Annotated in this window: 10 protein-coding genes; 8 read left to right on the top strand and 2 right to left on the bottom strand. The window is 69.7% G+C overall.

The features are described from left to right. Positions 1-10: 10 nt before the first annotated feature. A complete protein-coding gene (locus A7U43_RS02845; RefSeq protein ID WP_067990869.1) occupies positions 11-1465 on the bottom strand; it encodes a CCA tRNA nucleotidyltransferase in 1455 nt (484 codons plus the stop codon). A 109-nt stretch (positions 1466-1574) separates the two neighbouring features. Between A7U43_RS02845 and A7U43_RS02840 the strand changes: the two genes are divergently transcribed. The 8 genes from A7U43_RS02840 to A7U43_RS02800 all read left to right on the top strand — a co-directional run bounded on the left by A7U43_RS02840 (position 1575) and on the right by A7U43_RS02800 (position 12287). Beyond that, complete coding sequence (locus A7U43_RS02840) at positions 1575-2354, top strand: NUDIX hydrolase (RefSeq protein ID WP_067990867.1); 780 nt, start codon at positions 1575-1577, stop codon at positions 2352-2354. Next, positions 2351-4711, top strand: coding sequence for a DUF6049 family protein (locus A7U43_RS02835; protein ID WP_067990864.1), 2361 nt, complete (start codon positions 2351-2353; stop codon positions 4709-4711). The genes A7U43_RS02840 and A7U43_RS02835 overlap by 4 nt, the downstream gene beginning before the upstream one ends. Beyond that, a complete protein-coding gene (murJ, locus tag A7U43_RS02830) occupies positions 4708-8334 on the top strand; it encodes a murein biosynthesis integral membrane protein MurJ (RefSeq protein ID WP_067990860.1) in 3627 nt (1208 codons plus the stop codon). The genes A7U43_RS02835 and murJ overlap by 4 nt, the downstream gene beginning before the upstream one ends. Positions 8335-8433: 99 nt before the next feature. Beyond that, the gene (sigM, locus tag A7U43_RS02825) at positions 8434-9030 is read left to right on the top strand and encodes an RNA polymerase sigma factor SigM (protein WP_067990857.1); all 597 of its coding nucleotides are present in this window, start codon (positions 8434-8436) and stop codon (positions 9028-9030) included. A gap of 7 nt (positions 9031-9037) precedes the next feature. Further along, complete coding sequence (locus A7U43_RS29570) at positions 9038-9568, top strand: hypothetical protein (protein WP_156525820.1); 531 nt, start codon at positions 9038-9040, stop codon at positions 9566-9568. 81 nt (positions 9569-9649) lie between these two features. After that, positions 9650-10612 carry a thioredoxin-disulfide reductase gene (gene trxB / locus A7U43_RS02810; protein ID WP_067990849.1) on the top strand — a complete coding sequence of 321 codons (963 nt, stop codon included), beginning with the start codon at positions 9650-9652 and terminating at the stop codon, positions 10610-10612. 25 nt (positions 10613-10637) lie between these two features. Further along, the gene (trxA, locus tag A7U43_RS02805) at positions 10638-10970 is read left to right on the top strand and encodes a thioredoxin (RefSeq protein WP_067990846.1); all 333 of its coding nucleotides are present in this window, start codon (positions 10638-10640) and stop codon (positions 10968-10970) included. 132 nt (positions 10971-11102) lie between these two features. Further along, a complete protein-coding gene (locus A7U43_RS02800; protein ID WP_067990842.1) occupies positions 11103-12287 on the top strand; it encodes an N-acetylmuramoyl-L-alanine amidase in 1185 nt (394 codons plus the stop codon). Positions 12288-12426: 139 nt separating this feature from the next. On the opposite strand, the gene A7U43_RS02795 is transcribed toward A7U43_RS02800, so the two are convergent. Next, complete coding sequence (locus A7U43_RS02795) at positions 12427-13785, bottom strand: IS1380 family transposase (RefSeq protein ID WP_067990840.1); 1359 nt, start codon at positions 13783-13785, stop codon at positions 12427-12429. Positions 13786-13795: the final 10 nt, after the last annotated feature.

The following is a 13795-nucleotide window of genomic DNA, read 5'->3' as shown; positions in this document are numbered from 1 at the left end:
TTCAGACGCATCAGGCCTGCTGTGCGTTCCACCATTTGTGAAGTTCGGCAATCGCCTCGTCATGCTCAAGGGGCCCGCGGTCCAGCCGAAGTTCCTTGAGGTGGTTCCACGCCTTGCCGACCAGCGGGCCCGGCGGAATGCCGAGGATCTCCATGATGGCGTTGCCGTCCAGGTCCGGACGCACCCGCTGCAGATCCTCCTTGGCGGCGAGCTCGGCGATGCGCGCTTCGAGCTCGTCGTAGTTGGCCTGCAGCCGCGCCGCCCGACGCTTGTTGCGGGTGGTGCAGTCGGCGCGCACCAGCTTGTGCAGCCGGTCCAGCAGCGGGCCGGCGTCGGTGACGTAGCGGCGCACCGCCGAGTCGGTCCACCGGCCGTCGCCGTACCCGTGGAAGCGCAGATGCAGGTACACCAGCTGCGACACATCGTCGACCATCTGCTTGGAGTATTTCAGCGCCCGCATCCGCTTGCGGACCATCTTGGCGCCGACCACCTCGTGGTGATGGAAGCTCACGCCGCCGTCCGGCTCGTGGCGCCGGGTGCCGGGCTTGCCGATGTCGTGCAGCAGGGCCGCCCAGCGCAGCACCAGGTCGGGTTCGCCTTCTGCCTCCAGATCCATGGCCTGCTTGAGCACCGTCAGCGAATGCCAGTACACGTCCTTGTGCTGATGGTGTTCGTCGATGGCCATCCGCATCTCACCGACCTCGGGCAGCACCACCGCGCCCAGACCGGTCTGCACCATCAGGTCGATCCCGGCCACCGGATCGGCGCCCAGCAGTAGCTTGTCCAATTCGGCGGACACCCGCTCCGGGGTGATCCGACCCAACTGCGGCGCCATCTCCAGCAGCGCCTCGAGCACGCGCGGTGCGACCGTGAACCCGAGCTGTGACACGAATCTCGCGGCGCGCAGCATCCGCAGCGGGTCATCCCCGAAGGACACCTGCGGGGCCGACGGGGTGTCGAGCACCCGCGCGCGCAGGGCCGCCAACCCGCCGAGCGGATCGAGGAATTCGGCCGGGCCCGCCGCCGTGACGCGCACCGCCATCGCGTTCACGGTGAAGTCGCGGCGCACCAGGTCGTCGTCCAGCCGGTCGCCGAACCGGACCTGCGGGTTGCGCGACACCTGGTCATAGCTGTCGGCCCGGAACGTGGTGATCTCGAACCGGTGCCCGGCCTTGCCCACTCCGACGGTGCCGAACTCGATCCCGGTGTCCCACAACGCGTCTGCCCAGCCCCGCAACAGTTTCTGCATCTGTTCGGGGCGAGCGTCGGTGGTGAAGTCGAGGTCGGAGTACAGCCGGCCCAGCAGCGCGTCGCGCACGCTGCCACCGACCAGGTAGAGCTGGTGACCGGCACCGGCGAACACCGCGCCGATATCGCGCAGCACGTCGCCGTAGCTGTTCAGCGCGACCCAGGCCCCCGCCAGCAGTTCGGCGTCGGCGGTCTCATGGGTCGGGTCGGTCGGCACGTTCGGTGAGCCTAATCGGTCTCCCAGCCGGGTAACGACCCGGCGACAGCCCGGCCACGACCGGCGCGTGTGGCGAGCAGGTAAACCCGCGGCAACTACTATCGCTTGGGTGTCGGACGGTGATAACGCCAAGCCGCGACGGCGCCGAGGGCGTCGACGCGGCCGCCGCGCTGCCGGCCCGCCCGAAGCCAATGCCGAACGCGCCCCCTCAGCAGGTGAGTCGAGCCCTGCGCCGGCGCAGAACGCACAGCAACCGGCCAAACCCGGACAGAACCGCAAACCCCGCCCGTCCCGGCGGGCCCCCGACCGGTTGCGCACCGTGCACGAGACCTCGGCCGGCGGATTGGTCATCGACGGACTCGACGGGCCCAAGGACACCCAGGTCGCCGCGCTGATCGGCCGGATCGACCGGCGCGGGCGCATGTTGTGGTCGCTGCCCAAGGGGCACATCGAGGTCGGTGAGACCGCCGAGCAGACGGCCGTCCGGGAGGTCGCCGAGGAGACCGGGGTGCAGGGCAGCGTGCTGGCCGCACTGGGCAGCATCGACTACTGGTTCGTGACCGAGGGCCGCCGCGTCCACAAGACCGTGCACCATTACCTGATGCGATTCCTGGGCGGTGATCTCTCCGATGAGGACATGGAGGTCACCGAGGTGGCCTGGGTGCCGCTGCGGGATCTGCCGGCCCGACTGGCCTACGCCGACGAACGGCGCCTGGCCGTGGTGGCCGGCGAACTCATCGACAAACTGCACACCGATGGCGAGGGCGCGTTGCCGCCGCTGCCGCACAGTTCACCGCGGCGGCGCCCGCAGACCCATTCGCACGCCCGCAACCGTCGCCCCGAGGATTCACCACCCCGGCGGGCGAACGGTTGCGGTCCGGGCCAGTGAGTTGTGCGCGGGTGCTGCGCGTCCTCACCGCCGCCGTACTGCTGCTGCTGTTCGCCACCCCCGCCGTGCTGCCGCGCGCCGCGGCCGGTGAGCCCGGCGCCACCACCTTCCTGACGCTGCAGATCGACCGCGTCTCCCCCGACACCGTCACCACGACCAGCGGCGCGGTCGTCACCGTCACGGGCACGGTCCGCAATATCGGTGACCGCCCGGTCCGCGACGTGGTGGTGCGCCTCGAGCACGCACCCGCGGTCACCGGGTCGGCCGGGCTGCGCACCAATCTGTCCGGCAACCTCGATCAGTACACCGCGGTCGCGCCGTTCGTGACCCTGTCGAGCGAGCTGCAACGCGGAGAGCAGGTGCCGTTCACGCTGTCCTACCCGGTGCGCGGAGCCGAGCAGCCCTCGCTGCAGATCGACGAGCCGGGGGTCTACCCGCTGCTGGTGAATGTCAACGGCACCCCGGACTACGGTGCCCCCGCCAGACTCGACGACGCGCGCTTCCTGCTGCCCGTCCTGGGGGTGCCGCCCGACCCGGCGACCGGTGATGCCGACGGGGTCTCGGCGGTGGTGCCACCGGACACCTCCCGGCCGGTCGGGATGACGGTGCTGTGGCCGCTGGCCGACCGCCCGAGGCTGGCCGCCGGGATCCCCGGCGGGACCACTCCGGTACGCCTGCTCGACGACGACCTGGCGACCTCGCTGGCCGCGGGGGGCCGGCTGGACACCCTGCTGTCCGCCGCGGACTTCGCCACCAGCGCTGCGGTCGATCAGGACGGCGCCATGAGCGGCGCGCTGTGCCTGGCCGTGGACCCCGATCTGCTGATCACCGTCAACGCCATGACCGGCGGCTACGTGGTCAGCGACGATCCGTCCGGCGGCCTCAACGCCCCCACCCGTCCGGGTGCGGGCCAGGAAGCCGCCGTGACCTGGCTGGGCCGGCTCAAGGCATTGGCGCAGCGGGTGTGCGTCACCTCGACCGTGTACGCCCAGGCCGACCTCGACGCCCTCAAGCGGGTCGGTGACACCGGCCTGAGCGCCGTCGCCACCGGCGGGGCCGCCGATATCGTCGACCAGATCCTGGGGGTGCGCTCGGTGCGCGGCGCCACCCTCATCGGCGATGGCCCGCTCACCACCCCTGCGGTGTCCCTGCTCGGCGCCCAGGGTCCGACCGTCGCGGTGGCCGCCGCGCCGCTGACCGCCGGGGACACCGAACCTGCCGATCTCGCACCTCGGCGCAACTCCCTCGACGTCGTCACCGCCCCGTTCGACCCCGGGGTCGCGGCGGCGCTGGCCGGCGTCGGTGCCGCGCCGATCACCCCGGCCTACCTGGATGGGGAGCTGCGCATCCCGTTGCAGCACGATTCGCGGGCGGCCAGGCTGCAGGATGCGATTGGGGCGCTGCTGTGGCGCGGACTGGCACCCGCGGCCGAACCCCGCACGCAGATCGTGATGCCACCGTTGGCGTGGGACCTCGATCCCGACGAGGCGCAGCGGGTGCTGACGTCGGTGGCCACGTCCATCGGTGCCGGCCTGGCCTACCCACGTCCACTGCGCGCGGTGATCGCCGAGACCCCGCGCACCGCGGCGGCCGATCCCGCGCCGGCACCCGAGCCCGCCGAGACCGCGCGCTTCGACAACGGTGTCACCTCCGGCATCGCCGCCGTCACCGGCCGGCTGTGGGGGCTGACCTCGGCGTTGACCGTCGACCAGCGCACCGGCCTGACCGGCCCCCAGTACACCGCCCCGCTGCGCGAGGACATGCTGCGCGCACTCAGCCAAACGGTTCCCGCCGACGCGCGCAATGAGGCTGCCCAGCAACGTCTTTCGACTGTCAGCCGTACCGTCGCCGATCTTTTCGGGGCGGTCACCGTGGTGAATCCCGGCGGCTCCTACACGCTGGCCACCGAACGCAGCCCGCTGCCGCTGGCGCTGCGCAACGACTTACCGGTGCCGATCCGGGTGCGGCTGCACATCACGGCGCCACCGGGGATGACGGTGACCGATCCCGGTGAGATCGAACTGCCGCCGGGCTTCCTGCCGCTGCGGGTGCCGATCGAGGTGCACTTCACCCAGCGGTTCGCCGTGGACGTGAACCTGAGCACCGTCGACGGGCTGGCATTGGGCGATCCGGTGCGGCTGTCGGTGCATTCCAATGCCTACGGCAAGGTGCTGTTCTTCATCACGCTCACCGGTGGGGCGATCCTGGCGCTGCTGGTCGGCCGCCGGCTCTGGCACCGGTTCCGCGGCGAACCCGACCGTGCCGACCTCATACCGCCGACGCGGCGGCCGGATCCACTGGACACCGCCCTGGCCCACGGCGCCGAGCCCACCCGACCCGCCGACGAGCCGCGATGAACGCGCCGCAACGGGTACCGCGCGGGCACGCCACCCGGCGCCGGGCCGGGGGTCCTCGCGACCAGACCCCATCCGCCCGGCAGCCGCAGCAGGAACTCTCGGACTCCGCGGTGGTGTCCCGGTCCTGGGGGATGGCCCTGGCCACCCTGGTCAGCAGGCTCACCGGGTTCGGCCGGATGGTGCTGCTGGCGCTGATCCTCGGCGGCCCGCTGCTCAGCTCGTTCACGGTCGCCAACCAGCTGCCGAACCTGATCGCCGCCCTGGTGCTGGAGGCGACCTTCACCGCGATCTTCGTGCCGGTCCTGGCCCGCGCCGAACGCGACGATCCCGACGGCGGCACAGCCTTCGTGCGGCGCCTGGTGACCCTGGCCACCGCCCTGCTGATCGTGGCGACCGTCCTGTCGGTGGCGGCCGCCCCGCTGCTGGTGGACCTGATGCTCGGCAGTGACCCCCTGGTCAACCGGCCGCTGACGACCGCCTTCGCCTATCTGCTGCTACCCCAGGTCGTGTTCTACGGACTCACCTCGGTGTACATGGCGATCCTGAACACCCGCAACGTGTTCGGGCCACCGGCCTGGGCGCCGGTGCTCAACAACGTCGTCGCGATCCTCACCCTCGCGGTCTATCTGTTGGTGCCCGGCGAACTGTCCGTCGATCCCGTCGAGATGGGCAACGCCAAACTGCTGGTGCTCGGCATTGGGACGACCCTCGGCGTGGTCGCCCAGGCCATGGTGCTGCTGCTGGCGATCCGCCGGGAACGCATCAGCCTGCGACCCCTGTGGGGCATCGACGACCGGCTCAAACAGTTCGGCATGATGGCGCTCGCGATGGTGCTCTACGTGCTCATCAGCCAGATCGGGCTGATCGTCGGCAACCAGATCGCCAGCGGCGCGGCCGCCTCCGGCCCGGCCATCTACAACTACACCTGGCTGATCCTGCAATTGCCGTTCGGCATCATCGGGGTGACGGTGCTGACCGTGGTCATGCCGCGGCTGTCGCGCAACGCCGCCGCCGGTGACGGCCCCGCGGTGCTGGCCGACCTGAACCTGGCGACCCGGCTGACCATGCTGACGCTCATCCCGATCGTCGCGATGATGACCGTCGGTGGCCCGGCCATCGGTAGCGCGCTGTTCTCCTACGGCAACTTCGGGCAGACCGATGCCGGCTACCTCGGGATGGCGATCACGCTGTCCGCGTTCACGCTGATCCCCTACGCGCTGGTGCTGTTGCAGCTGCGGGTGTTCTACGCCCGCCAACAGCCGTGGACACCGATCGTGCTGATCCTGGTCATCACCGCGGTGAAGATCGCCGCGTCGGTCGCGGTGCCGCATCTGGTCACGGATCCGGGCATGGTCGCCGGATACCTCGGGCTGGCCAACGGGCTGGGTTTCCTGGCCGGCGCCAGCATCGGCTACCTGGTGTTGCGGGCCAATCTGGACCCGCCCGGCGGCAGGATGATCAGCGTGGATGTGCTGCGCACCATCCTGGTGACCATCGCCGCGTCGATGATCGCCGGCCTGGCCGCCCACATCGTCGATCAGCTGCTCGGCCTGGAGTCGCTGACCGAACACGGCGGCGGCCTCGGGTCGCTGCTGCGGCTGCTGGTGCTCGGCGTCATCATGCTGCCGATCCTCGGTGGCGTGTTGTGGGCCGCCAAGGTGCCCGACGCGCTGGCGGTGGGGGCCGCGATCGCGCGCCGGCTGCCCGGCCGGGCCACGGCCGCCGGACCGCCCACTTCCAGGCCTGCTGGGCAGCACGTCACGTACTCTGATCAGAGCAATTCGCATCCGCTGCGGCCCCCACGCCCCCCGGCTGCCCGCCGGTATGGACCGCACGCGGGGATTGCGGAGCAGCAGATGCCGAAAGGACCAGCGGTGAGCGATAAACCCGTGAGCAGTTCGGTGCCCGGGGCGGGTGCTCGACCGGGAACCGACCCCGAACCCGGGGCGACCACACGCATCCCCCTGACGCCCGCGGGACCGGATTCGCGGCCCGCCGCGGGACCAGATTCGCGGCCCGCCGCGGCTGGCGACTTCCAGCCCGATACCGGTGGCTTCAGCACCCGGCCGCCCGCCGACTACGGCGGCGACCCGACCCGTGAACCGCTGGCCTTCGATGCCCCGCGCGAACCCGCGCTGGAGGCCGCCACCGCCGATGAGGACATCCACCTCATCCCGGGCGCCACCATCGCCGGCGGCCGCTACCGGCTGCTGGTGTTCCACGGCGGCCCTCCGCATCTGCAGTTCTGGCACGCCCTGGACACCGCGCTGGACCGACAGGTCGCGCTGACCTTCGTCGACCCCGATGCCGTGCTGCCCGACGCCGATTTGCAGGAGATCCTGACCCGCACCATGCGGCTGTCCAAGGTGGAGACACCGGGGATCGCCCGGGTCATGGACGTCGCGCGCACCGGTTCCGGCGGCCTGGTGGTCTCCGAGTGGATCCGCGGCGGGTCGCTCGCCGAGGTCGCCGAGACCCGGCCGTCACCGATCGGTGGTGCCCGCGCCATCCAGTCGCTGGCCGCGGCCGCCGAGGCCGCCCACCGGGCCGGTGTTTCGCTCTCGATCGACGACCCGAGCAGGGTGCGGGTCAGCATCGAGGGTGATGTCGTGCTCGCCTTCCCCGCGACCATGCCCGGCGCCACCCCCGAGGACGACATCCGCGGGATCGGCGCCGCCCTGTACGCGCTGCTCGTCAACCGGTGGCCACTGCCGGACTCCGGGCTGCACAGCGGGCTGGCTGCCGCCGAATTGAACGCCGCGGGCCAGCCCGTGGAGCCGCAGTCGGTCGATCGGGACATCCCGTTCCAGATCTCGGCCGCCGCCGCCCGCGCCGTGCAGGAGGAGGGCGGCATCCGCAGCGCCCCGACGCTGCTGAACCTGCTGCAGCAGGCCACCGCGGTCGCCGACCGCACCGAGTTCATCGCCCCGCTCGACGAACCGCCGGCCGCCACGACCGGCCGCCCGGGTTCCGGTGCGGCAGATCCGGAGGCGGCCGCGCGCCGGCGCAAGGGCATGATCATCGGGCTGTCCGCTGGTGGCGTCGTCGTGGTGGTCGCCCTGGTGATCCTGGCCACCGTGCTCAGCCGCATCTTCGGTGATGTCGGCGGCGGTCTCGACCGCGATGAACTCGGCCTGAACAGTCCGACCACCTCGGCACAGGCCGACGCGGGCAGCACCGTGAAGCCGGTGCGCGCCACGGTCTACTCCCCCGAGGGCGAGGCCGACGCGCCCGCCGATGCCGGCCTGGCGATCGACGGGAACCCGTCCACGGTGTGGCCGACGGACACCTACTCCGATCCGGCCCCTTTCCCGGGCTTCAAGAACGGCGTCGGTCTGATGCTGCAGCTGCCCCAGCCCACCGCGATCGGCGCGGTCAACCTGACCGTCTCCAGCGTCGGCACCGCGGTCCAGATCCGCGGTTCGGACACCGCCAACCCGGCTGCCCTGGAGGACACCACCGCACTCACGGATCCGACGCCGTTGAAGAAGGGCGCCAACACCATCGAGATCACCAATCCCGAAGCCACTCCGTATGTGCTGGTATGGATCTCCACGCTGGGCACAGTGGACGGCAAGAGCCGTTCGGACATCTCCGAGATCACCCTCGAACCGGCGTCCTGACGACGTTATCCACAGCCCCAGATCGGTGTACCTGCTGGTCACCGGGCCGGCGCGAAGAGGTGCGTGGGGGGCCGCCGGAGCGGGCCTACTGTTCGGCAGGTGGGGACTTCCGGGGGATCCGCTGGGCACGATCGCACCGACGAACAGTTGCTGGCGGCGCACGTCGCGGGTGATCGCTTCGCGTTCGAAGAGCTGTTCAACCGCTACCACCCCCAGCTGTACCAACTGGCGCGGATCACCACCCGCTGCCCCGACGATGCCCGTGACGCCCTGCAGGACGCGATGCTGTCGGCGCACTGCGCCGCACCGAAGTTCCGGCACGACTGCTCGGTCAGCAGCTGGCTGTACCGCATCGTGGTGAACGCCTGCCTGGACCGGATGCGACGGCACAAGGCCCGTCCGACGACCCCGCTGGACGGTGTCGCCTGCGCGGGCAGCATCGGTGATCCGGCGGCGGCGGTGGACACCGCCATCGTCGTCGAGCGCGCCCTGATGTGCCTGCCGGCCGACCAGCGCGCGGCCGTCGTCGCCGTCGACATGCAGGGCTTCTCGGTGGCCGAGGCGGCGCGGATGCTGGGAATCCCGGAGGGCACCGTGAAGAGCCGCCGGGCCCGGGCCCGGCGCAGGCTGGCGACCACGCTGGGCTGTCTGGGCGCACCGGCAGGTATCGCCGCGGCCCGTGCCGGCGCGCGATGATGTTCGCGTGCCCAGCGACTCCGGGGAACCCTCAGATGCGCTCGCCCCACACGATGCACTCCACCGGGTGGTGCCACCCACGTCCGGGCATCACCGTCGGCATCGCCCGCCGGTGCGCTGGCGTCGGGTCGCCGCCGTCGCCGGTGTGCTCGCCGGTGTCCTCGGCGGGGGCGTCGGCGTTGTCGCCCTGCGCGCCGCCGAGCACCCCGACGGCGACCACATCGGCCGGCCCGCCGGCCCCAGTGCCAGGCACATCACGGCACGTCGGACCCCGATGCCGCTGCCCGATGCGCAGATCCTCGAGCTCCTCGGACGCCCCGCGGACCTAGGGCAGCTGACGGACCCGCAAGCCTGCCTGAACCGACTCGGCGCAACCCGGATACTGGGCGCCGCGCCGGTGACGTTGAACGGCGGGCCCGCCGTGCTGCTGGTGCTGCCCGCGGCGGAACCCACGTCGGTGAGCGCCGTGGTGGTGGCCCCGGATTGTCCGGCCGCCGACAGGGGCGCACTGGCCCGCACCGAGTTGGCCCGCCCCTAGGCCGCGTCCGGGAACACCCCGGCCTACCCTGATGTTTGAACACACGGCCGGTCAATCGGCAGAAAGGCTGGGATATCCAGGATGTCCACCACCACTGAGGTCACGTCCCCCATCCATGACGTGATCATCATCGGCTCAGGCCCGGCCGGTTACACCGCGGCGGTCTACACCGCGCGGGCCCAGCTGCATCCGTTGGTGTTCGAAGGTATCCAGTTCGGTGGCGCGTTGATGACCACCACCGAGGTGGAGAACTACCCGGGGTTCCGGGAGGGCATCACCGGTCCCAGCCTGATGGAGGAGATGCGCGAGCAGGCGCTGCGCTTCGGTGCGGATCTGCGGATGGAAGACGTCGACGCCGTCGACCTCACCGGGCCGATCAAGACCGTTACGGTCGGTGACGAAACTCACCGCGCCCGGTCGGTCATCCTGGCCATGGGTGCCGCCGCGCGCCAACTCGGCGTTCCCGGTGAGATGGAGCGCATCGGGCTCGGTGTGAGCACCTGTGCCACCTGCGACGGGTTCTTCTTCCGCGATCAGGACATCGCGGTGGTCGGCGGCGGTGACTCGGCGATGGAAGAGGCCATCTTCTTGACGAAGTTCGCCCGTAGCGTCACCCTCATCCACCGTCGCGAGGAGTTCCGCGCGTCCAAGATCATGCTCGACCGCGCGAAGGCCAACGAGAAGATCACCTTCCTGACCAACAGCGCCATCACCGAGATCGAGGGTGACCCGAAGGTCACCGGGATTCGCGTGCAGGACACCGTAACCGGCGAGGAATCCAAGCTTGCGGTCTCGGGTGTGTTCGTCGCGATCGGCCATGTCCCGCGATCGGACCTCGTCCGCGGCCAGGTGGACGTCGATGCGGACGGCTATGTGCAGGTCCAGGGCCGCACCACCGCAACGTCACTCGAAGGTGTCTTCGCCGCCGGGGATTTGGTGGACCACACCTACCGGCAAGCCATCACCGCGGCCGGATCCGGGTGTGCGGCGGCCATCGACACCGAACGCTGGCTCACCGAATTCCCCGCTCCGACAGAAGATTAGACCCCACACCAGTTAGGAAGATGCGATGACCGAGAACTCCGCGACTGCCGTCGTCACCGACGACTCGTTCTCTCAGGACGTGCTGACCAGTTCCACCCCGGTGCTTGTCGATTTCTGGGCCACCTGGTGCGGCCCATGCAAGATGATCGCCCCGGTCCTCGAAGAGATCGCCGCGGAGAAGGCCGGTGAACTCAAGGTGGTCAAGCTCGATGTGGACGCCAATCCGGCCACCGCGCGGGACTTCCAGGTGGTGTCGATCCCGACCCTGATCCTGTTCAAGGACGGCCAGCCGGTCAAACGTATTGTCGGTGCCAAGGGCAAGGCCGCCCTGCTGCGGGAGATCGCCGACCACGCCTGACGTCGGAGCACCATCTGCCGAACCACACGCTCGGGTTTTCCGGATTTTCGCGGGCATCTGAGACAATACTGTCAGTCCGAACTGCAACCGCCAGCGTCCTGTGGGCGGAGCAGCGTGTCTGAAAGGGCAGGTATGTCGATACTGCGTCGCGGCGACCGGGGAAGCGCGGTCATCGAGATCAGGTCGGCATTGGCGGGCCTGGGGCTGCTCAGCAGCCCCGATGCCGAGCTGTCCACCGGCAGGCACGTCGCGGTGGACGTCTTCGACGCCGAGCTCGACCACGCGGTGCGCGCGTTCCAACAGCAGCGCGGGCTCCTGGTCGACGGCATGGTCGGCGAGGCGACTGCGCGCGCACTGCGCGAGGCGTCCTATCAACTCGGTGCCCGCACGCTGTCGCATCAGTTCGGCGCCCCGATGTACGGCGACGATGTGGCCACCCTGCAGGCCCGCCTGCAGGACCTCGGCTTCTACACCGGACTGGTCGACGGTCATTTCGGGCTGCAGACCCATAACTCGTTGATGTTCTTCCAGCGCGAGTACGGGCTGTTCCCGGACGGGATCTGCGGCCCAGAAACGTTGCGGTCCCTGTACTTTCTCGGTTCCCGGGTGACCGGTGGATCGCCGCACGCGATCCGCGAGGAGGAGCTGGTCCGCAGCTCCGGGCCGCGGCTGTCCGGCAAGCGCGTGATCATCGATCCGGGCCGCGGTGGCGACGACATCGGCGCCATCATCCAGGGACCCGAGGGCCCGCTCAGCGAAGCAGATATCTTGTGGGACTTAGCAAGTCGGCTCGAAGGCCGGATGACCGCGATCGGCATGGACACCTTTCTGTCCCGACCTGCCGGGCACAGCCCGTCGGATGCCGAGCGCGCCGCGACCGCGAATACCGTTGGCGCCGACCTGATGATCAGCCTGCGCTGCACCAGCCACCGGAGTCCGGCGGCCAACGGCGTGGCATCGTTTCATTTCGGGAACTCCCACGGCTCGGTGTCCACCATCGGCCGCAATCTCGCCGATTTCATCCAACGAGAACTGGTGGCGCGCACCGGTTCCAGCGATTGCCGTGTCCACGGCCGGACCTGGGATCTGCTGCGGTTGACCCGGATGCCCACCGTTCAGGTCGATCTGGGTTACCTGACGAACCCGCAGGACCGGGCACTGCTGGCCACCAGCCAGTCACGCGATGCGATCGCCGAAGGCATGCTGGCCGCCGTGAAGCGGCTGTACCTGCTGGGCAAGAATGACAGGCCCACCGGCACTTTCACGTTCGCCGAGCTTCTGGCACACGAACTGGCGGTGGAACAGGCCGGGCGCTAGCCTCGATCTTTCGTGTGGCCTGCATCTGAGGTCTTGGCTGGGTGCTGAGGTCTGAAGTTGGTGTTGGGCGGCGTGGGGTTCCGGCGTTGCGTTATCGCCGGCGCTCCTGGTCCTTGATCGTCGTGACAGTGGTTGCGGGTCAGGTGGTTTGTAGTGCGGTCCAGCCGGTTTCGATGAGGTCGCTCCAGGGCCAGCCGCGGGGCAGGCGTAGGTAGTGGCGTCGTCCGGACCTGATGAGGCGTCCGGCCACGGCCAACAGGCGCAGGCGTAGCCGTTTGGGTTCCCAGAGGCGGGCCGGTTGGCCGTGAAATGCCAGGACTTGGGTCCAGACCAGCAGGTCAGCGGCCAGCAGGGTGATCTCGAGCCAGATCTGGTTCTGGTCGAAACCATGGAAGGGCAGGTTGGTCAGGCCGGTGTCTTTGAGGTTGCGGATGCGATCTTCGGCGCGGGCGCGTTGCCGGTGGCGTACTTCCAGATCCGCGATTGACCACCCCACGGTGTTGGTGGCAAAGCAGGTGATCCGCCACCCGTTGTCGTCGGTCAGACGTAGCTGGGCGCCGGGGTGAGGGCGTTCGCGGCGAGCGATGACCCGCATCCCGGCAGGCCAGCCGCGCAGCGTGTCGGGCAGATAGCGGGTCAGCTCAGCGACCTGGGCACCCTCACGCGGTAGGCCGTCACCGTCGAGGGCAGCCCGCCAGGCCTGACGGGGCACCTTCGACAGGGCTTCGACGATCGGGGGCATCCCGTAGAACCCGACGCTGTACTGCAATCCCAGGTCGGTGATGTGGTGCAGGAAGTCCTTGACCCCGCCACCGGTATCGGCGCGCACCACCACCTGGGCCCGTTCATGTTCAGGTAACTGCGCCAAGGCCGCATCGAGCACGCTGATGTGGTCAGCGGCGCTGTTGGAGCCCGCCGAACCGGGCCGCAGCAAGCCCGCCAGCGCTTCACCTGACCCTTGTATGCCGTGGTCAACGAAGGCCAGCATGGGGTGAAACCCGTAGCCGTACTTGAATGTCGGTGTCGCACCCTGTTTGTCGCTGTGGGCGGTGACCAGAGTTGCGTCCAGATCGACGATGACCTGGCTGCCGGCAAGGCCAGCCAGTGGCCGTCTGCGCTTCCAGACGTGGGTTCGGGCGGCTGTCCGCGCGGCGCGAATCGCAGCCAGGGCGGTCTCGGCATCTGCGGCGAGGGTGGCGATGAGTCGCGACACCGTGGCATCGGAGGCCACAGCCCCGAACAACTGCGGCTGAGCTCGCACCACGGCGAGGTCAGCGGCACAGTCACCACCGAGTGCCACGGCGATGGCCAGATCGAGAACAACCTTGGCCGGGTCATGCACCGCGCGCGGCGACCGCCACGGCGCCAATGCCGCTGACATGGTCTTATCCAGCCCTGAGCAACACAACGCCTGCCGTATCAGAACTCCACCGGCCGAGGACACCAACGGCTCACGGGTCGCATCGACCACCAAAGCACCGACTGAGCTACGATTCACCTACGGAGTG

Origin of the sequence: Mycobacterium adipatum (assembly GCF_001644575.1) — a bacterium.
Lineage (GTDB): Bacteria > Actinomycetota > Actinomycetes > Mycobacteriales > Mycobacteriaceae > Mycobacterium > Mycobacterium adipatum.
This window is presented reverse-complemented; position numbering and strand designations above follow the sequence as displayed.